The organism is Microcoleus sp. w1-18aA5 (assembly GCF_036701705.1).
Lineage (GTDB): Bacteria > Cyanobacteriota > Cyanobacteriia > Cyanobacteriales > Microcoleaceae > Microcoleus.
Map to the genome: position 1 here is coordinate 15496 of NZ_JAUPTE010000024.1, position 22014 is coordinate 37509.

The 22014-nt window shown below is 46.3% G+C and carries 11 protein-coding genes; 5 read left to right on the forward strand and 6 right to left on the reverse strand.

The annotated features are described in order from the left end of the window. Positions 1-161 precede the first annotated feature (161 nt). From Q5691_RS11335 to Q5691_RS11350, 4 genes are all read left to right on the forward strand, one after another. Complete coding sequence (locus Q5691_RS11335; protein WP_333344889.1) at positions 162-1553, forward strand: GAF domain-containing protein; 1392 nt, start codon at positions 162-164, stop codon at positions 1551-1553. Between the two features lie 868 nt (positions 1554-2421). Continuing rightward, on the forward strand, positions 2422-6063 hold the full coding sequence (locus Q5691_RS11340) for a diguanylate cyclase domain-containing protein (protein WP_333312283.1): 3642 nt from the start codon (positions 2422-2424) through the stop codon (positions 6061-6063). A gap of 67 nt (positions 6064-6130) precedes the next feature. Next, positions 6131-6625, forward strand: a complete 495-nt coding sequence (gene sixA / locus Q5691_RS11345) for a phosphohistidine phosphatase SixA (RefSeq protein WP_333213396.1) — start codon at positions 6131-6133, stop codon at positions 6623-6625. A gap of 233 nt (positions 6626-6858) precedes the next feature. Beyond that, positions 6859-8004, forward strand: a complete 1146-nt coding sequence (locus tag Q5691_RS11350) for a citrate synthase (protein WP_333082657.1) — start codon at positions 6859-6861, stop codon at positions 8002-8004. 409 nt (positions 8005-8413) lie between these two features. On the opposite strand, the gene argZ is transcribed toward Q5691_RS11350, so the two are convergent. From argZ to Q5691_RS11365, 3 genes are all read right to left on the reverse strand, one after another. Continuing rightward, positions 8414-10528: a bifunctional arginine dihydrolase/ornithine cyclodeaminase gene (gene argZ / locus Q5691_RS11355; protein WP_333213395.1), complete on the reverse strand. Its 2115-nt coding sequence runs from the start codon at positions 10526-10528 to the stop codon at positions 8414-8416. A 378-nt stretch (positions 10529-10906) separates the two neighbouring features. Then, positions 10907-14059, reverse strand: a complete 3153-nt coding sequence (locus tag Q5691_RS11360) for a PAS domain-containing protein (protein WP_333344892.1) — start codon at positions 14057-14059, stop codon at positions 10907-10909. A 562-nt stretch (positions 14060-14621) separates the two neighbouring features. Further along, the gene (locus Q5691_RS11365; protein WP_333213393.1) at positions 14622-15560 is read right to left on the reverse strand and encodes a glycosyltransferase; all 939 of its coding nucleotides are present in this window, start codon (positions 15558-15560) and stop codon (positions 14622-14624) included. Positions 15561-15868: 308 nt separating this feature from the next. Here Q5691_RS11365 and Q5691_RS11370 point away from each other — a divergent pair, with 308 nt between their 5' ends. Next, positions 15869-17077, forward strand: coding sequence for an argininosuccinate synthase (locus Q5691_RS11370; RefSeq protein ID WP_333344894.1), 1209 nt, complete (start codon positions 15869-15871; stop codon positions 17075-17077). A 276-nt stretch (positions 17078-17353) separates the two neighbouring features. Here Q5691_RS11370 and Q5691_RS11375 read toward each other — a convergent pair whose 3' ends face one another. From Q5691_RS11375 to Q5691_RS11385, 3 genes are all read right to left on the reverse strand, one after another. Next, complete coding sequence (locus Q5691_RS11375; protein WP_333344896.1) at positions 17354-19996, reverse strand: polynucleotide kinase-phosphatase; 2643 nt, start codon at positions 19994-19996, stop codon at positions 17354-17356. A 290-nt stretch (positions 19997-20286) separates the two neighbouring features. Beyond that, on the reverse strand, positions 20287-20547 hold the full coding sequence (locus tag Q5691_RS11380) for an AbrB/MazE/SpoVT family DNA-binding domain-containing protein (RefSeq protein WP_333311465.1): 261 nt from the start codon (positions 20545-20547) through the stop codon (positions 20287-20289). A 66-nt stretch (positions 20548-20613) separates the two neighbouring features. Continuing rightward, entirely contained in the window at positions 20614-22008 is a 1395-nt protein-coding gene (locus Q5691_RS11385; protein ID WP_333344898.1) for a 3' terminal RNA ribose 2'-O-methyltransferase Hen1, read from the reverse strand. Positions 22009-22014 lie beyond the last annotated feature (6 nt).

Genomic DNA, 22014 nt, shown 5'->3' on the forward strand with positions numbered 1-22014 from the left:
AAAAATAATTGTAGCAGTCAAAAAAAGTTGTGTTTGTCACATGAATATGTTTTTTTTCCTAAGTCCATGTAGCGATTCATACAATTTTAAACAAATTATTATATTTATTTGCCGCGGGTTAGGATAGTAGAAAATAGCTTAAAAAAACAAGGAAGACGGAGATGTCTACAAAACAGACTTTCTCTTGGTCGTTAGAGAAAAGCCTAGAAAAAGTTTCAGAAATTGCACTTAAAATCAACGAGTTCGTGGCTCTGGAGACAATTTTGCAATGTGCGCTAGAAGAAACCAGGTTGCTGCTGCAAACCGATCGCGTAATTATTTATCGCTTCCTATCGCATAGAGATGGCGTAGTATTTGCAGAATCGGTTGATGCCCAGTGGCCGCCAACCCTAGGAAAACAGATTTATGATCCTTGCTTTGAAGCCACCTGGGTAGATCGTTACAGCCAGGGACAAACGAGCAGCATTTCTGATATTCACGCTGGTGATCTTCAAGCTTGTGATGTCGAATTGCTCGATCGCATCCAAGTTCAGGCAAATTTAGTTGCGCCAATCTTGCTAGATGGCCAACAACAGCAATCTCCGAAGCTTTGGGGACTGTTGATTGCTCATCAATGCCGAAGTCCGCGTCAGTGGGAACCTCTCGACGTTGAGATCATGCAACAGGTTGCGTGGACGCTGGAAACAGTAAAAACTAAGGATTTGTCGGTGTTTCAGGGCTGCGCTTTCATCGACAACCAAGGGACGACTTGTAGCTTAACCGAGTTTATTTTAGCGGCTGGAGTTCCGATCGCCTCCGTCATCGATCATCACAATTTGCAGGGGGAAATGAAGGCAGAATTTATCGATTTGCGCCCTCAAATCCGCGCTACAGCCACGATTTTTGCCGAGTATTTACAGGCTGGACTCCTAACTCTCGACGCCAGCGTCAGTCTGCACATCAAGTGCGCTACAGCTTTGATGCACGGTTTGCGATCGGATACGATCGCCCTCAGACAAGCTCAGGAGGAGGACTTTTTAGCTGCGGCTTATTTGAGCAGGTTTTACGACCCGCAGTTACTGAATGCCGTGTTACAGTCGTCTCGTTCTAAGTGGGTGATGGACGCGATCGAGCGATCGCTCAAACACCGCACCGTCCAGAACAATTTTTCGATCGCCGGCATCGGCTACCTCCGCTATGACGATCGGGATTCTATTCCCCAAGCGGCGGACTTTTTAGTAACAGAGGAGAACGTACACACAGCAGTTGTCTACGCAATTGTTCACGACAAAGACGAAGAAATTGAAGTAGTAATTGGCTCGCTGCGAACTAATAAACTTACTCTCGACCCCGACGAATTCATTAAAGAAGCCTTCGGTCAAGATGCTCAAGGACGCTTTTTTGGTGGCGGTAGAAGTCAAGCCGGAGGTTTTGAAATTCCCGTCGGGTTTCTTTCCGGCGGGAATGAGAAGAGCGATTATGCAAGGCTGAAATGGGAAGTATTTGATGCTCAGATTAAGCAAAAACTGCTGAATTTAATTAGTCCTAAAGACAATCCTGTTTACGATCATTAACTCTGGAGTTTTTAAGTGCGGTCTGAATTCCAGCAACAGCCTGGGAATGCGATCGCTTTTTGGCTTCCGCTTGCTACCAGGTGTTGCCGTGTTTTTTTCTCAGTCCGGGCAAAATCTTAACTTGATAATCAGTCTTGCCCGCACTCTAACTCTCATCAACCGGCTTTTTTAAGTTTTATTGAGGGTTTGAACTCACGCCTTGTGCGCTTCTGCCATCAACAGGCTTTCCGGCCTGTTTCACAACAACTGTATTTTCTTGTGGGTAGTAGGGGTTGGGCAGGAGAATCCGACCATAAAAAGTTTATTGAACATCCTGCAAGACTTTTAACGAAGTAAGGAGGTTAAAAAACCCTGTTGACTTCTCCAGGACTCACCCTAATAAATTTTATCCCCATTTCCCCAAAATACACACCAAATAAACTGGGTATTTTAACTGTTGTCAAGGGAGGCAACGAAGTATTTTGCTCAAAAAAACCAGGTTGCGGAGCAAATTTAGTTTTATCGAGTTTACTAAATTCACAATATTTCTTACTTTTTAACAAAAATGCAAGGTGGATTTTTTGTGATATTTTAGTGTTTGCTCGCTAAATTCATCACAATTTGTTATAGTTGGTGCAGGAAAGTTCCGATAATAATTAGTAAAAAAAACCTTGAAAAGAATCAAAATATATACCCAACAACCTAAACCATTGGCTAAATGATATGAAAAAAATAATTGTAGCAGTCAAAAAAAGTTGTGTTTGTCACATGAATATGTTTTTTTTCCTAAGTCCATGTAGCGATTCATACAATTTTAAACAAATTATTATATTTATTTGCCGCGGGTTAGGATAGTAGAAAATAGCTTAAAAAAACAAGGAAGACGGAGATGTCTACAAAACAGACTTTCTCTTGGTCGTTAGAGAAAAGCCTAGAAAAAGTTTCAGAAATTGCACTTAAAATCAACGAGTTCGTGGCTCTGGAGACAATTTTGCAATGTGCGCTAGAAGAAACCAGGTTGCTGCTGCAAACCGATCGCGTAATTATTTATCGCTTCCTATCGCATAGAGATGGCGTAGTATTTGCAGAATCGGTTGATGCCCAGTGGCCGCCAACCCTAGGAAAACAGATTTATGATCCTTGCTTTGAAGCCACCTGGGTAGATCGTTACAGCCAGGGACAAACGAGCAGCATTTCTGATATTCACGCTGGTGATCTTCAAGCTTGTGATGTCGAATTGCTCGATCGCATCCAAGTTCAGGCAAATTTAGTTGCGCCAATCTTGCTAGATGGCCAACAACAGCAATCTCCGAAGCTTTGGGGACTGTTGATTGCTCATCAATGCCGAAGTCCGCGTCAGTGGGAACCTCTCGACGTTGAGATCATGCAACAGGTTGCAATGCACATCGGGTTGAGGATGTGGCACTTGGAATCTCACCGCCCGGTGATCGGGCCAAATCAACCGCCGGAACTCGAAACAGAACCAAATCAAACTGATCCCAATACAGAAAGCGCGCCAAGAGTCAATCATCAAAATTGTCTACAACCAGAGTTAGCCTGTTCCCTGAGCGGGGAAATTGTCCACCTCAAAGCCTTTGACTTGTTGCAAAACCCGATCTGGATATTTGATATTGAGCATTGGCAAATCCGGTGGGCCAACCAAGCTTCCTTGTACCTGTGGAATGCTTCGACGCGGCAGCAACTCGCGAGCCACAACTTTAGGGATATGTTGTCAGAGTGTACTCGGATTCGCTTGCAGGGCTATCTGGAGCAGTTTGAGCAAGGCCAAACCTTGTCTGAGCAGTGGACGTTTTACCCGGCCGGTGAGGCTGTTTCTGTCGGCTGTCGGTGCTCTGGCATCAGGATTGATAGCGGGCGTTTGGCAATCCTGGTCGAGGGTAAGGTCGAAACCGCTCCTCACATCGAACCGGAAACCCTGCGATCGATCGAGGCAATCCGACACACCACGCTGATGGTTTCGCTCTACACCCTCGAAGGTGTGCCGCTGCTGCAAAACCCGGCGGCCTTGGGCTGTTACGGGGAGGCGCTGCACCGTGGCTCTGCGACAGATAATGCTTTTGTGAGTCGCTTTGTTGACTCTCAGGTAGGAGAGCGAGCAATGGCAGTTCTTAAGTCTGGTGAAGTATTTAGCACGGAGGCTCAAGTGATTACTCTGGCGGGGATTCGCTGGCATGGGATGGACGTGCGGTGTACCAACGACCCGGTAACAGGCAACCCGATGTTGCTCGTGAACGAAAAAGACATTACCGACCGCCAGCAAGTAGAAACAGCCCTGCAAAAGAGTGAAACCCGGTTGTCAGAAGCCCAGCGGGTTGCCCACATCGGTAGCTGGGAATGGGACGTGAGTACGGGTAAAATTACCTGGTCTCCCGAACTATTCGAGATTTTGGGACGATCTAGGGCCCTAGGCGAACCTACTTATGAAGAAAACTTGCGGCTTTACCATCCCGAAAGTGCCAAACAGCTACACCGGGTAGTTCAACGAGCGCTCACTCACGGAGAGCCTTATCTATTGCGCCTTAGAATCGTGAGTCGGAATGGTTCTATCCGCCATACTGAAGCCAGAGGACAGGTTCAACTCAATGCAGAGGGAAAAGTCATTCGGTTGTTTGGTACATCCCAAGACATTACGGATATTGTCCAGGCGGAAACAGAACTCAGAGAAATGAGTACAGCTCTTGCTAATGCTGTGGAAGGCATCTCGCGACTGGATGTTTTCGGACGCTACCTCACCGTTAATCAAGCCTACGCCAATATAGCGGGTTATCAGCCTGAAGAAATGGTTGGTATCAATTGGCAGAAAACAGTTCATCCCGACGACTGCTACAAGATGATGACGGCTTATCAAAAAATGCTAGCCGAGGGCCGAGTGGAAGTTGAGGCCCGGGGTATCAGGAAAGATGGTTCGATTTTTTACAAGCAGGTGGTGATGTTGGCAGCCTACGACTCGCAGGAGCGATCGATCGGGCATCACTGCTTTATGAAGGATATCACCGATCGCAAGCAAGCAGAAGCAGCATTACAGCAAGAGTTCGGGCGTCTGGCTGTGGTGATTGCCACCCAACAGGAAATCGCCATCCGCAATCCTAACCTGGATGCAGTGATGGCGGTGATTAACGATCGAACTCAAAAATTGATCGGTGCCGATGGGGCCGTGATTGAAATCTTGGAAGGGGATGAGTTGGTTTATCGGGCAGCCAGCGGTATCGCCAGCACCTATGTTGGATTACGGATGAAAGTAGGGACAAGTTTATCGGGAAAATGTATTGCGACCGGCCAAATTATGCTTTGTGATGATTCACAAACCGATCCACGGGTGGAGCAGTCTGTCTGTCAGCGCATTGGTATCCGGTCACTGGTGGTTGTTCCCTTGTTCTATCAGGACGATCGGGTTGGCGTCTTAAAAGTTGTTTCCGCTAGACCCTGTGCCTTTACAGAGTCAGATATTCATACCTTACAACTGATGGCGGGGTTTTTGGCGGGTAGCCTGCATCTGGCTTCAGAGTTTGATGCTAAAAACATTCTCCTGAGTCAATTACAGGAGAGCGAGGAACGGTATCGTTCTGTGATTAGAAGCATGACTGAAGGCGTCGTACTTCAGCTAGCAGACGGACAAATTACTACCTGTAATGCTAGTGCCGGAAGGATTCTCGGACTGACTCCCGAACAACTTATGGGGCGTACATCCATAGATTTAGACTGGCGAACCGTTCAGGAAGATGGCTCTCCTTTCCCCTGCCAACAGCATCCGGCAATGATTACCCTACGGACGGGAAAACCCGTATCAAATGTGGTGATGGGCATTCACAAATCGGATAAAACGCTGACTTGGATTTCGATTAATTCGCAACCGCTGTTCCAAATGAATCAGTCTCAACCCTATGCAGTAGTAACGACTTTTGCTGATATTACAGAACGCAAGCGGGCCGAGGAGATGCTCAGACACCGGGCGGAACAAGAAAGATTAATTGCTACGACAGATGGGTTAACACAAGTAGCAAACCGCCGCTGTTTTGATGAGCGATTGCAGTCGGAATGGCACCGACTGATACAGGGGAAACAACTGCTTTCGTTGATTATGTTGGATGTAGATTATTTCAAGCGATATAACGATTGCTACGGACATCAAGCTGGGGATATTTGTTTAGTAAAAGTGGCTTCATCGGCTGCACAAGCGGTTAAACGTTCATCGGATCTGTTGGCACGTTACGGGGGCGAAGAATTCGCGGCTATCCTACCGAATACGGATGCGGATGGCGCGATCGCTGTTGCTGAGTCGATCCGAGAGGCAATCCGAGATTTGGGAATCCCTCACGAGCAATCTGATGTGAGCGCGATCGTGACCGTTAGCATGGGAATTGCAACTGTGATTCCCACTGCGGAAATATCACCGGATGAACTCGTTGCCCTCGCCGATCGAGCATTATATGATGCGAAACGACAAGGGCGCGATCGCTACACAAGCGCCAACCAGATGACAGCGCCAGATTTCAATACAGTTGTAGAATAGGCAAAAGGTAGGTATATCCTAGACAGCTCCTAGAAAAACGGGACCCAATGCCTGGAAGTATTGAGATATGGTTATTTATCTAATCCGGCACGGTATCGCCGCCGCACCCGAAGAATATGATACAGACTCAGAACGCCCCCTGACTAAAGAGGGCGATCGTAAAACCCGGAAAATTGCCCAACGCCTGTACGAACTCGAAATTCAGTTTGACCTAATTCTCACCAGTCCCCTACTGCGGGCGCAGCAAACCGCCCAAATCCTGCAAACAGTCGGTTTGAGTTCCCAAATAGAAGAATCCGCCACCCTCGCCCCTTCAGGAGACATCGGGAACTGGCTGGAGTGGTACAAACAGTGGCAGGAAATAGGTAGCCACAGCTTGGCCCTGGTTGGCCACCAACCAGACTTAGGCAACTGGGCAGAAACTTTGCTTTGGGGTCGATCGCAAGACGCCCTGATTCTCAAAAAAGCAGGTATCATCGGCTTAATCCTCCCCGAAACAGGCTCCCCAGTGGGCCGCAGCCAAATGTTTTGGCTAACGGCGCCCAAGTTTTTGCTCCCCTAGAAACACCGAACCGCCCCGACATTAACAGGACGCGCCAGCCCTCTTAAAACCGCATTCTCGGACGGCGAAACCGGAGAAAAGGGGCGACAATACGCAGCGGTGCGATCGGGCTGTCTTTTGAAAAACCCGATTTCTGAACCCCAATTAAATGATTATTTGTCAAGACTGTGACACTATCTTGGTTTCTGGTAATGTACTTTTAGTAGATTGAACTCACACAAAACGGTATCGCAATGGTCGTCGGCGAATTCAAACCAGGTTTAGAAGGTGTTCCCGCCACCTTGTCCAGCATTAGCTACGTCGATGGACAAAAAGGGTTGCTGGAATATCGCGGGATTAGCATCGAGGAACTGGCACTCAAAAGCTCCTTTCTCGAAACTTCATATTTATTAATCTGGGGGGTACTTCCGACAAAGGAAGAACTAGAAGCTTTCGAGCATGAAATTCGCTATCACCGCCGGATCAAATATCGCATCCGGGACATGATGAAATGCTTTCCAGAAAGAGGACATCCCATGGACGCCCTGCAAGCTTCAGCGGCCGCCTTGGGCTTGTTCTACTCTCGCAGAGCCCTGGCTAACCCAGCATACATTCGAGAAGCTGTAGTGCGACTGCTAGCTAAGATTCCCACAATGGTAGCAGCGTTCCAGCAAATGCGACGGGGAAATGACCCGGTGCGGCCGAGGGATGACTTGGACTACTCGGCTAACTTTCTTTATATGCTCAACGAGCAAGAACCCGATCCACTGTTAGCTAGCATTTTTGACACTTGTCTGACTCTCCATGCTGAACATACAATTAATGCCTCTACATTTTCGGCAATGGTAACAGCTTCGACGCTGACAGACCCTTACGGGGTTATTGCTTCAGCAGTTGGCACTTTGGCGGGGCCACTGCACGGGGGAGCTAATGAAGAAGTGATTGATATGTTGGAGCAAATTGGTTCGGTAGAAAACGTGCGGCCTTTTGTCGAGAAGTGCGTTGCAAATAAGGACAAAATCATGGGTTTCGGTCACCGAGTTTACAAGGTGAAAGATCCGAGAGCAACTATTCTCCAAGGGTTAGCAGAACAGTTATTTGAGAACTTCGGTCACGACGATTATTACGACATTGCTGTCGAGTTGGAAGAAGTGGTTGAGGAGAAATTGGGTCACAAAGGAATTTATGCAAATGTAGATTTCTATTCGGGTCTAGTTTACCGAAAAATGGGAATTCCGATCGACTTATTTACACCAGTTTTTGCGATCGCCCGTGTTGCTGGCTGGTTGGCCCACTGGAAGGAACAGCTAGAGGCAAACCGCATTTACCGCCCGACTCAAATATATACGGGCACTCACGGTGAGCCTTATATTGCGATCGAGGACAGACTGCCATCCTAAAGCAATAATTATCAACTCAGATCTGAAAATGGCGAGAAGAATTGTTTTGCTTTCGTGAAGTGTTGAATTAAAAATTGCTTTCGCCTTCCGAGTCAGGAAGCAATCTCTATCTGCCAAAAACTGCCGTGCTGGGTTGCACCCCTCTTGTATGTTGTGGTGTTTGTTGGCGACAATAGTAAGAAGTGACGATTTTCAGGAACTCCGGTCCTCAGACTTGCGGGTCTGAGGCTTTTTATTGGAATATTTTTTATGGGAATATCAATATCAAATCCGCGCTTCATCGGAATTATTCATCTCTCTGGAATCTCCCTCTGCGTTCTCTGCACCCTCTGCGGTTAAATCTCTTAATTCCACAGCCTCCGCATCTGCGTTACCAGGAAGAGCCTGGTAACGAGTAGACTAGCTAAATCTAAACAGATTGAGCTACATGATGGCGGCTGGTCAATTTATCCAATTGATTAACCAACAAACTTAGGAACAATCCCACATCGGTAACAACTCCAATAGACTCGATCGAACCCCGATCACTCAATTTCGTCACCACCGCCGGATTAATGTCCACACAGACCATCTTCACACCAGCCGGCGTCATATTTCCCACACCAATTGAGTGCAGCATAGACGACAGCATTAACACCATATCCGCACCGCGTAACAGCTCAGTATATTCTTCTTGAGCCTTAACTAAATCCATTTGTGTGTCAGGAAGTGGCCCGTCATCACGGATCGAACCGGCAAGAGAGAACGGTATATTATGCTTCACGCACTCGTACATCACACCGTTAGTAACCAAGCCTGCTTCAACAGCTTTTGCAATACTCCCGTAACGTCGCACACTGTTAATTATTTTCAAGTGATGGCGGTGTCCACCCCGCACAGCAACACCGCGTTTCATGTCAACCCCTAAAGAGGTTCCCATATTCGATTGTTCCATGTCGTGAACTGCGATCGCATTTCCACCTAACAGCGCTTGCACGTAACCTTCGCGAATCAAATGCGCTAAATGTTCGCCACCGCCGGTGTGAATAACAACAGGCCCTGCGGTAACTACAACTTTGCCACCGCGATCGCGAATTTGGCGCAATTCCCACGCTACTTGTTCCACCACCAATTCTACACGGCGCTCGCTAGAAACGCTGCCGGACATAAAGCTGAATTCTTGAGAATTGCGCTGTTCCCGGGATTCTGTTTTGCGGATGGTGCGGATACCCACTACATCTACAACGACTTTTTCACCTACTTTTAAGTCGCGCAATAATTTGCATTTAGCCACTGGGCCATCAGCAGTTTCAGTAATAGCAACAGCACCATCCATCCGCTGATTTTGCGCTTTCACCCACTGACCATTTACCCGCACTTCCGTGGGATAAATTGTACTCACATAAAAGTCGTCTGGTCCGACACCATCTTGGACTACGGGTTCTAAAATAGCGTCGCAAATCTCTTGTGGTGGCGGCACTGCACCCAAGTCAATCAGCATTCCCATCATTTCTTCCATCACATCGTGGGAAGGAGCCGAAACTTTAACGTCGGCAGATGATGTGCTTTGCCGCTGCTCTCCTAGATTGAAATTGAGCACTTGGAAACTGCCACCGAGATCGACAATTAAGTCCAAAGCGCGACTGATTAAACCAGCATCTAGCAAGTGACCGTCCATGCGAATTGTGCGGCTTTCTACCATCACGTTTGCCGATCGATCTTCTTGCACCGGTTCCGTTACCCGCAGCGTCAAACACTTACAGGCGCCGCCCGCTTTCAGAAATTCGCTCATCGGCGTTTCAATTACTTGAAAACCGGCCTTAGTAATGCGCGTTTTCAAGGCTTCGCTAACCTTGTTCATTACCACAACTTTGTCAATATTGACCGCATTGCAGGCAAAATTGGCGGCATCTGCTTCTTCAATGGCAATGCGTTTTTCCGGCGCAACTCGCATTTCAATTAAGCGGTTGGAGTAGGAGTCAAATGCTGCTGGATAGTAGAGCAAATAGCCGCCTGTCAGAGGACAAAAACAGGTGTCTAGGTGATAGAAACGTTCGTCAACTAAACGCAGCGAAAGCACTTCTATGTTGAGCCATTTTGCTAGTAACGGGTGCGAGTCGAGTTCGGAACGGAAGCCGTATCCGGCCCACAACCAGCGTCCTTCGCGATCGAGTAAAGCATCGCCAGCGCCCTCAAACGGCAAGTCTTTCGGGAGTTCGTGCACGGTGAAACCTTTGCTTTCAAACCATGCTTTGAAATAGGGTTCTTCGCCTTGGCGTTCTTTGTGATAGAAACGGCTGAGGACGAAGGTATTGCCTAAAAGTAAGCCTGCGTTGGCGGTGAAAACCATATCCGGCCAGCCTTTTGCGGGCGGTACGAGGTCTACCACGGCGTTTTCTTTGAGGACGTGGTAAAGTTTTTCCCACTGTTCGACGGCGCGATCGCGCGATGATTTGTGGACATTTCCCTCCATCCACGGATTAATCACGTAATCCACATCGTAGTGGTCGGGAGCACACATGAGGAAGCGAATTGAGTCAGTCATAATTCAGTTAAAATGTGGTAGACGCTACAGCAGACGTATGTTGACAGAGTTTGTATAATAGCAACTGTAATATTCACTACTAATTTTAGCAGCGCAACGTCTGGAGTCTCAAAAGGGTAACTCTTTATTATATCATGTTTAAGATAAGATTAAACTAAATGACAGACCGTTCGCAGCAAATACGGGAGAAAATGTCAGGTTATGACGCACTCTAAAATAGGTTCTGATAGACGATTCATATAATATCCGTTGAATTCCCCCCCCATCTGACGGTCGGGGTGGGTTTAGGCTCATCTCTGGCTGATATTATAGATGGTTGGTGAACTGGCCCCTACAAAAATTATGGTTAATTTACCGCCCCTGATTTAACAGCTTATCCTAAGTTTTAACTTTCAACTTTTGCGAAATCGGCAGTTGGAGCGCAAATTCTGTTCCCCGGCCAACTTCTGAATGACACTCCAACTTACCGCCGTGGGTGTCTTTCACAATTTGGTAACTAATCGACAACCCCAAACCAGTGCCGGTGCCGATCGGTTTGGTAGTAAAAAATGGGTCAAACATCCTTGACTGAATTTCGGGACGGATACCGGGCCCGGTGTCAGAGATTCGCACACACACTTGATTTTCGCTGCTGACTTCAGTAACAATGCGAATCTGATTAACTTTGCAAGTACAATTTGCTGATGACTCTTCCATAGCGTCGATCGCATTCATCAGCAAATTCATAAATACTTGGTTTAATTGAGCCGGATAACACTCGACTTTGGGCAGTTCCCCGTAATTTTTAATAACTTGAATTTCCCCACGTTTTACCTGTGGCTGAAATCGGTGCTGCAAAATCACCAAAGTGCTCTCTATCCCTTCATGAATATCTATTACTTTGCGAGCTGTTTCGTCCAGTCTCGAAAAATTTCGTAAAGACAGCACTATCTGCTTAATTCGGTTAGCACCTTCTTGCATGGAAGCCAGCATTCTCGGAAAATCCTCAGCAATAAAATCTACTTCGACTTCTGCCAATTCTTCCTCAATTTCGGCAACTGGTTCGGGATAGTGTTGCTGGTAGAGATTGATCAATTTTACCAAATCGCGAGCGTACTGTGCGGCGGGAATAATATTGCCGTAGATGAAGCTGATGGGGTTATTAATTTCGTGGGCTACTCCCGCTACCATTTGCCCGATACTTGACATTTTTTCTGCTTGAATAAGCTGAGATTGAGCTTTTTGTAAGTCTGCCAGAGTTTTTTCTAACTGTTTCGCTTTTTCTCGTTCTCGCTGTTCGCTAAATTGCAAATCTGCTTCGGCTTGTTTGCGATCGCTAATATCGATATGCGTGCCCGTCATCCGCAAAGGATTTGCCGAAGCGTCGTGTTCCATCACCTTCGCTTGAGCTAAAATCCACTTCCACTCGCCGGATTTTGTCAGCATCCTAAATTCCACTTCGTAAGTAGGACTTTTGCCTTCCAGGTGAGCATTTAGCGCTGCTTTAGCCGGAGGAACATCCTCTGGATGTACCAGTTTCTCCCAGGTGGCGAAACTATTTTCTACCTCCTCTACTTCATATCCCAGCATCGTTTTCCACCGCGGATTAAAATAGACTTCTCCCGTGGTCAAATTCCAATCCCACAATCCCGTAGCACTGCCTTCAAATGCCAGATAAAAACGTTCTTCGCTAAGAAGCAAAGCTGCTTCGGCTTTTTTGCGATCGCTAATATCCATCACTGTTCCCAACAGTTTTATTACTTCCCCAGTTTCGCTAAAAACAGCTTCTCCCCTTCCTTCGACGTATATAATTTGACCGCTAGGATACAAAAATCGGAACTCTCTTTTGTAGGCAATGCCTTGTGAGATAGTCAGGCTGACGGTTTGTTGAAATAATTCTCTGTCGTCGGGATGACACATCTTTAAAAGTTTGGCAGATGTCGGTTCAGTTGCACTTGAGTCAAGACCAAAAATGCGGAATACTTCTTCTGACCAAGTAATTCTATTGGTGACTAAATCAAATTCCCAACTGCCGATATGGGCAATTTTCTGGGCTGCTGCTAGACTAGCTTCGCTTTGTTGAAGTTTAAGCCGCTGTTGTTTATCTTGTTCCAGAAGATTTGCTTGAGCGATCGCAATTCCCATCTGTGCCGCCACAGCGCTCAATAATCTGATCTCATCCTGCGTCCAGTGGCGGGGGCGATCGTACTGATGTAAGCATATCATTCCGTTAGCTTTTCCCTGATAGGAAGTGCGGATGGATATCATCGACTTCAAACCTATTTGACAGCACCAATCTCGGACATTTTCTAGCAGGGTTTCGGAAAAAACATCGTCAGAAACTACAGCTTGATCTTGGGATAATAAAAACTCAACGTGAGGATTGCCCTGTATGGGAATTTCTAAATCTAAAAGCGATTGAGAGGCTGTTTTTCTGTACTCAGCGACATTATAAATTCTGGGAACAGGGTCTTCTGTATAGGTGTGAATCAAGCAGCAATCGGCATTAAAAATTCGACCTATTTGAGCAGTCGCTGTTTGAAAGATTTGCTCTTGATTTAAGCTGTAGCGAATTTCGAGAGTAATTGTTTCTAGCAGAAATTTTTGTTTTATTTGCCGTTCCAAAGCAGCTAAAGCTGTTTTAAGTTCTAGTTCTGCTTGTTTGCGATCGCTTATTTCAGTAGCCGTCCCCAAAATTTTCCAAGGTTTGTCGTCTGCTGTTCTGGCAAACACTGTATCCACGCTAACAAACCAGCGATATTCACCATTTTTGTGCTGAATTCGGTACTCAAACTCAAAGCTTTCCCCGTCTTTTGCTGCGTCAATTTTGCTCAGATGTTCTGAGAATCCTGGTAAATCGTCAGGGTGTATTAAGTTAGGAAGAAATCCTCCTGCCATCTTCTGGATTTCTTCAAGGGTGTAGCCAATATCGCTATAGATTTCGCGGTTGATATACAGAGTTCGCTGTTCTATCAAATCGGAAACGTACAAAAGATTAGGATGTGTTTGAATTACTGCCGATAGCCAGCGTTGGCTGTCTCGGAGTTCTGCTTCGATCCGTTTGCGTTCTTCTATTTCTGCTTGCAGCCGCGCATTTTGTGCTAAAATTTGTTTATAAAGACGGCTCAGAAGCAGTTGATTTTCGACGCGGCTCACCACTTCTTCTGTTTGAAATGGTTTACTAATGTAGTCGGCCCCGCCCACCGAAAAAGCTTTGACTTTATCAAAAACTTCATTTAAAGAGCTAATAAAAATCACAGGAATATCTTTGGTTTGCGGACAAGCTTTTAGCTGTTCGCAGACTTGATAGCCATCCATACCGGGCATCATGATGTCCAGCAAAATCAAATCTGGTGGACTCGACAGAGCAAAGTTAAGAGCCAATTTGACATCTCGTGTCGGCCGCACTTTATATCCCCGCTTAGACAAAAGCTGGGATAAAAGCCGCAAGCTTTCTGGATGGTCGTCCACCATTAAAATATTTTCTTGTAAGGCAGCGTTTTGAAGTCTAAGTGTTTCTAGTCTTGGATTTTTATTGTCAGTTGTATTCATAGCAAACCCTCACACTATTCAAGTTGTATATGTGGGAATATTTTCAAAATCATTAACCACTTTTAGGTAACACTCTCAGATCAACCAGCACAACTATTGGCTTTATAGCACGCTCCTAAATTATCTGTCATTATATCAAAAGTAATGAGCGTTGGAAAATGTTGGTAGATAAAACGATCGGAGCCGAGTGAGAAAACAGCCTATATTGCTCAAATCACAGGCTAAGCAAGCAATTTTGATTAAAGGTAAAGCTGGTACAATTTCTATCAACCAGTTTTGCCTGCCTTTATCTTGTGGCTTTTTTTTCAGTAGATATCCTCACTGGAAAGGTTAATTCAAACAGGCCGGAACATGGGTGTCAACTTAAGACTAAAATTATTTGTTTTTCTGGTTTGTATCCAAGTCTTGAGTTCCCTAAATCCCCCTTCTTTAGCAGCGCTAGGGCAGTGTAGGCATAATTGTCAAACAGTAGGCTTTTACTACATTTGAGCTTAAGTTGACACCAATGGGCCCTGAAATACTCCTACAATATCTTATATTTTATTTGCGCTGTCGGGCCGATTTATGGTATCTTTGTCTCGGTCTGCAATTCCCCGCAAGCGGCGTACACGGCTTTCACGTTATACCAATTCAGAAAAATCCGAGCAATTTCTAGAGCTAACTGCGGTTTGCCTTGGTCAATCAACCACTGCAAAAAAGGAGTCATCGTTCGTTCGTTCAGCATCCCACCTAATGATAAAACTCCCCATAGGATTTGGTGCAGAAAAGTCATTTGAATCATCATCCTTACTTCCCAACTTGGGTGTTTTTGATAAAACAAAACTCCCATTCTACCGCGCTGAATTTCTCGGTCAATCATGCCCGGAATTTGCTCTAAACTAAAAGGTGGATGCCAGTGATAGCCGACAGCAGCCGGACATTTAATGAGTTTCAAACCTAATTGTTTTAACCTAACTCCCAACTCTAAATCTTCCCATCCGTACAGTTGAAAGCGATTGTCAAACAGTCCAGCAGCCAGCAGCCAGTGGCGGGCGATTGCCACATTTCCCGTAGCAAAATAAGCCGCCGAAAAATCGGTGATTTTGTAAGGTTCTGAGGTAGGATTCTCAAAATTGCAAGTATTGATCACGCTGCCGTAAGTAAAAACAGCATCAGTATCTTTGTAACCCTGTAGTAAAGCATCGGCGTGTGCTTGCAAAAAATGCTCTGTTACCACCAAATCGCTGTCAATAAAAATAATCGTATCGCCCTTAGCATCTTCAACGCCCAAATTCCGGGCCGCCGCCGGGCCCTGGTGAGATTGACAGATCGATCGCACATGAGGCAACAAGTCAGCATTTGCCGCCAACCACTCCAGCGTCCCGTCCGTCGATCCGTCGTCCACCACAATTACTTCATACTCTCTGACAATCTCACCGAACTGCTGATTTTCCAAAGCCAGTAGACATTTTGCCAAAATCGGTTTACGATTATACGTCGGAATCACAACACTAAAAAACACGGTTTTTCCTCATCGCCACAGTTACCGTATCCCACGGTAGCAGATTTTCCCCAGCAACTCCCCTGGTAAATAGCCAAGTTTAGCAAAAAAAGAATATATAAATCTGTACTATTTCTGACAAGAATCGATCTCAATTAGGTGCATAATGAAAAGTCGGTTAAATCGGATATCTTGCACCATTCTCAAGAACAGGCAAGATGCCTGTTCCACAAAAATGATATTTTTTTGTGGGGTGGGCATCTTGCCCGCCCTGAAAAGCTTAGTGACAATGGTGCAAGATGTCAGTTAAATTCAGGATGTAAAGAGCAATGAGTCGCGCTAAAAAAGTTGTGCTAGCATATTCGGGCGGAGTCGATACTTCCGTCTGCATTCCTTACCTCAAAAATGAGTGGGGTGTGGAAGAGGTAATTACTCTGGCTGCTGATTTGGGACAGGGAGACGAATTAGAACCGATCCGCAAAAAAGCTTTAGCATCCGGTGCTTCGGAATCTTTAGTTATTGATGCTACCGAAGAATTTGTCAAAGATTATGCGTTTCCAGCGATTCAAGCTAACGCACTTTACGAAAACCGTTATCCCCTTTCGACTGCCCTGGCTCGCCCGCTGATTGCTAAATTGTTAGTAGAAGCTGCGGAAAAATACGGTGCAGATGCGATCGCCCACGGTTGCACAGGTAAAGGAAACGATCAGGTACGGTTCGATGTGTCGATCGGCGCGCTCAACCCCAAGATTAAAATCTTAGCACCAGCGCGGGAGTGGAAAATGAGCCGCGAGGAAACGATCGCATACGGCGAGAGATGCGGCATTCCGTCGCCAGTGAAAAAGTCTTCCCCTTACAGTATCGATCGCAACTTATTAGGAATGGCAATTGAAGCCGGAATCCTGGAAGATCCTTGGGCGGAACCGCCAGAGGAAGTTTATTTGATGACAAAGGCGATCGAACAAACTCCCGACACACCCGAATACATAGAAATCGGTTTCGATTGCGGCAATCCTGTCAGTTTAAACGGCAAAAAATTATCACCAGTCGCCTTAATTTCCCAGCTAAATGAAATAGTTGGGAACCACGGAGTCGGCCGGATTGACATGATTGAAAACCGCCTTGTAGGTATTAAATCGCGGGAAATTTACGAAACACCAGCGATTTTAGTTTTGATGCACGCGCACCGAGACTTAGAAAGTTTGACCTTGACAGCAGATGTAACGCGGTACAAGCGAGGCATCGAAGAAACCTACAGCCAAATGATTTACAACGGCCTTTGGTACAATCCTTTGAAAACCGCTTTAGACGCATTTATTCAGGACACGCAAAAGCGAGTAACTGGAACCGTGCGGCTCAAACTGTTCAAAGGAAATGCGACTATTGTCGGCCGCAAATCTGACAATTCTCTGTACAGTTTCGACTTAGCAACTTACGGCGCAGAGGACGAATTCGATCACAAAGCTGCCGAAGGATTTGTCTATGTTTGGGGACTACCAACCCGCATTTGGTCGGAAAAAAATAGAGGTTACAAATAGGAGGCAATTAGGGTTAAAAACCTGATGTTAAGCCGCCGATTCGTGGAATTAAAGTAGGGTGTAAATGGCGCACCTTATTTGCCGCAGTCGCCCAACCTGTGCCAATTACCTAAGTTATGAGTTAGTAAAATACAGTAATAATTGGTAATTGGTAATTGGTTGTTTTCCTAATAATTTGTTAAACTATCTTCAGACAAATTTAGCTTTGAGGCAGGGGTTTAAACCCCTGCCAGATTACTGTCAAATCGAGATTTTCGCCTGCTTTCTACCTTCCGATTACAGCCTCGGATCGACAGGTTCGCTCTCCATCGCTAAAACTCCGAAAACGCACTCGTGAACTTGTCTCAAAGGAGCACCCGCAACAAATCGCTCCAATGCTTCTATACCGAGAGCAAACTCTCGCAACGCCAAAGAACGCTTGCCGGAAAGTCCGCGCGATCGCAATTTTTCTAAATGTTCCGGCAAAGAATATTCCAGACCATAAATAATTCGCAAATACTCTTTACCGCGACATTTTATCGCAGGCTGTACGAGTCCTTTGCTATTTTTCACAATAAAATCCATTGGTTTAACAACCATTCCTTCGCCTCCCGCCGCCGTCAGTTTTTCCCACCATTGAATCCCCGCCAATTGGCTGTCAAAATCTGCAATTTTAACTATTTTGTATTCAGTAGCTAACAGGAATTCCGGGTCACATTTACAAATTTGTGAAATCTGTTCCATGTGCCAACAGTGATTTTTCTCAGTGTGAACAGTTCCCTCGGTTGCCAAGATGTGGAAAGGTGCTAATTTGAGGTCGGAGAGCGATTTCACTGGCCAGCAGTAGCGCTGGTAGGCACAAACATAGCGATCGGCTAGTTCGGCTCGTTCTTGGTAGCTGGTTAGCAAAGAATTAATTTCAACTCCCCGCTGGTTTGCCTGTTCTAAGTTCTTAATCGCCTCCGCAAACCCGTGACGAGATGCTGTTCCCACGGCGGCGTATTGCTCTTTCAATAAACCTTGAGCTTTGGCTGACCAAGGCATTAATTCGCAGTCCAAACACACCCAATCGGTTTGAAATTTCTCCCAAAAATTGCTGGCAGTGAGAGCGACATTTACCCGCGCTAAAAATTCTCTTTCTAAGGTAGAATTATCGAAAAAATGCCGTCCCGTGCGGGTGTAGCAAATGCCGATACTCTCGCTGAGAATGCCAAAGCGGCGTAAAGCTGCCGATGCGTCGGGGCAAACAATCACAACTGCACGGGAACCCATGTGCTTTTCTTCGCACACAACTGTCGATATGCCCTGCTGTTGGTAGTAGCTAAATGCTTCGGCTGGATATTCTAAAAGTCCAGGTTCGTTGGAGGTAGCAGCGGGAGACATTGTGGGCGGTAAATAAATCAGCCATTTGGGATTGGCGGCAAACCGACTCATTACTTCTAGGGCTGCGATCGCATTTTCTTCTTTAATCGTAATGTTACTTTGCAGGCGAGTGGAAATAATCCGTTTTCCGAGTACGTCGCTAATGTCCAGTACGTCATCAAACTGCTGTTGGGCGGTGATATTCCCTGCCGCCAAACCGCTATTGATAACGGGTGAATTAATGTCTGTATTTTTAAGTGGAGTTGGGCTGTCTTGAAAGAGGATGGGTTTGGCAGGTTCGCAGTAAATTCTAGCAGCAGGAACGCTGACAAATTCTCTTTCGGGATACCGCAAAGCTGTTAGTTTGCCTCCGAAAACGCAGCCAGTGTCAATATCAACAGTATTGTTCAACCATTCTGTTTCTGGAACGGGGGTGTGTCCGTAAACAACCGCTGCCTGACCTCGATATTCGGCGGCCCAATTGTAGCGGACGGGCAAGCCGAATTCATCGATTTCGCCAGTTGTTTCTCCGTACAAGGCGAAATCTCGAATGCGGCGCGATGCGCGTCCCTGAAATTCAGCTTTCATCCCGGCGTGGGCGACGACTAATTTTCCGCCATCGAGGACGTAATGCCCAATCAAACTATCTAAAAATTGGCGAATTTCTCGTACTGCTGATTCGCGCAATTCATCGGGTAAAGCGGCAATTTCTGCTAAGGTTTGTTCGAGTCCGTGGTTGATTTTGACATTTTTGCCGTTGAGTTTTCGCAGCAGTTTGATGTCGTGATTTCCAGGTACGCACAAAGCTGTTTCTGCGAGTACCATGTTTCGCACGAGTTTGAGGGTGTCGAGAATGCGCGGGCCCCGATCGACCAAATCTCCCAAAAACACGGCTTTACGGCCCTCCGGGTGCGCGTAGGTGGGAAAATTCCCCAAATCGGATTCGCTGGATTTTTCGATAATTTGATAGCCCAACTGTTGCAGCAATTGCTCTAATTCGTCGCAGCAGCCGTGAACGTCGCCGATAATATCAAAAGGGCCACGATCGTGTTTGCGGTTGTTCCATAAAGGTTGTCTCTCGACTTCCACCGCGTCGATTTCCTCTGGAGAACGGAGGACGTAAACGTACCCAAATCCTTCCCTATCTAGAGATTTGAGCGATCGCTTTAAATTCTGAACGTGGCGGCGAATTACATGATTTCCAAAATTGCGGTTTGCACGTTGTTGATTGCGATCGGCACACAATTTTTCTGGTAAATCTAGCACAATAGCAACCAAAAAGCAATGATATTTTCGGGCTAATTCCAACAATGATTTGCGACTTTCCGGCTGAACGTTGGTGGCATCAATTACAGTTAACTTACCTGCGGCCAGACGTTTAGCAGCGATTAAATGCAATACTTCAAAAGCATCAGCGGTGGCCGCTTGATTGTTTTCGTCGTCGGAAACCAGACCGCGGCAGTAATCCGATGAAATGATTTCTGTAGGTAGGAAATGCTGCAGCGCAAAGGTGGATTTGCCGGAACCGGATGCACCGATGAGAACGACTAGGGATAGTTCTGGAAGCGTAATTTTCATTGTTTAATAGTATAGATTTTTACTCGTTACTAGGCTCTGCCCAAGGCGTGAAAAGTTAGCGTAAAACCGAGCGTCTCTCTTGTTTGTATCGAAGTATCGATCCCCCCTAACCCCCCTTAATAAGGGGGGGGACAAGAGTATTTCTCAAAGTCAACCCCTACTCCCCTTACTAAGGGGGATTTAGGGGGATCGAGCCTTCGACTAAAAGCGAAATTTATTATGGGTTTTAGTCTTAAGTTGTCAGCAATGGGCTGTGCCTGGGAACCAGTTAAAAACATCAAAACGTTTGACTACCATTGCCACTCAAGCTTCTCCCACTCCGTAGTGGTGACATCATCAAGAAGGACATCATCATGTTGCTGTGCCATTTTTGCGAACGCTTCCTCCCAGCCGGCACGCGGTTTTTGGGCTGCACGAATGACGATCCGATCGCCGTGAACTTCGATTTCTACTGCTTCGCTAATACCAATTTGATCTAACAAAGATTTGGGAATGCGAATGCCCTGAGAATTGTCAATTGTAACGATCTGGGTTTGAATAGATTTACTCATAGCGGAAGCCTGCATTTTTCCAAGTTTAACTATATTGTAAGCACAAACAGACCGTGGGTATTATTTTCACTGACCGAATACTGCCATTTGCGTAGGCGAACCCACTTCCAAATCCTCCGATCCAACGGAGCGAAACTCCACCCCAAAACCAAACCGTTCAGCAACCCCATTCGCCCAAGTCTGAAACTCTGCGCGCGTCCACTCAAAACGGTGATCGCGGTGGCGAAATTTGCCCGCAGGCAAGTTTTCAAACCTAACGTTATATTCAATATTTGGAGTTGTGACGATCGCACTTTTGGGTCGGATAAATTCAAACAAAACCCGCTCAAAAGCAGCTAACCGTTCTAAATCCAGATGTTCGATCACTTCAATTACCGTCGCCGCATCAAAACCAGTCAAGCGGCTGTCCCGATAAATCAGCGAACTTTGAATTAGTTGAATCCGAGATTGTTGTGCGGGAGACAACCGATCGATTTGCAAACGTTCCCTGGCAATTTCCAATGCGCGATAGGACACATCGACGCCTGTAATTTGTTCGATCGAGCTTTCTTTCAAAAGCAATTTCAGCAGTTTTCCCTCACCGCAGCCCAAATCTACCACTCGCTTAGCACCACTTTCCTTTAAAACCTCCGTCACAGCTTCCAAACGCTCTTGATTCAAGCTAATTCGCTGTTCTAAAACTTCCTCTTCTTGCTGATGAGAAACTTCGAGCTCATCAGGGTAAATATTATCTTCTTCTCCTAACTGTGCCACAGCAATTCGCGTCAAACGGCGCTGGCGTTTCAGATAGCGGTTGGCAATTTGTTCGCGGGCGGGATGCGCGTTCAACCAACCTTCGCCGTGACGCAATAACTTCTCGATTTCCTCATCGCCCACCCAATAATGTTTGTCGTCATCCAACACGGGAATTATCACGTAAAGATGGCTTAACAAATCCGCCAAACGAACTGTATTTTGCAGTTCTACAGAAAAGTAAGGACTCGCGCCCCACTCGGGAAATTGCTCGTCAAGAATCAGGGGTTTTGCTGCGACTTGATAGCCCAGCGGCTCAAACATTTGCCGCAGGAACTTCTCGCCACCGCGACAGGGCAAAACCGACAGATTAACTGTCAAAGGAATAGCTGTTTCTGCGAGTTCTGGGCGGTCTTTGCAGCGACCGGATAGAGCTGTACTAAAGACTTTGGCGAGGGCGACAGACAGAAACGAAGAGGCAACGTAGGGGCGATCGTTCACGTATTGTTCGAGGGGGCGATCGCCCGATTTCGACTTGCCCCGCACCAAACCAACCGGATCGACATCTAACAGTAAAGCCGCCGTGCACCTTTCTGCATTTGCCTCTGGATAAAACACGCTGGCTTGCCCGAAAGTCATCGGAAAGGATTGATGGCGATCGGGATGTTTGTGCAGCAAATAACCCAAATCTGTAGCAGGGACGCGAGTTGTAGAGATGGTTAGTAACATAATATT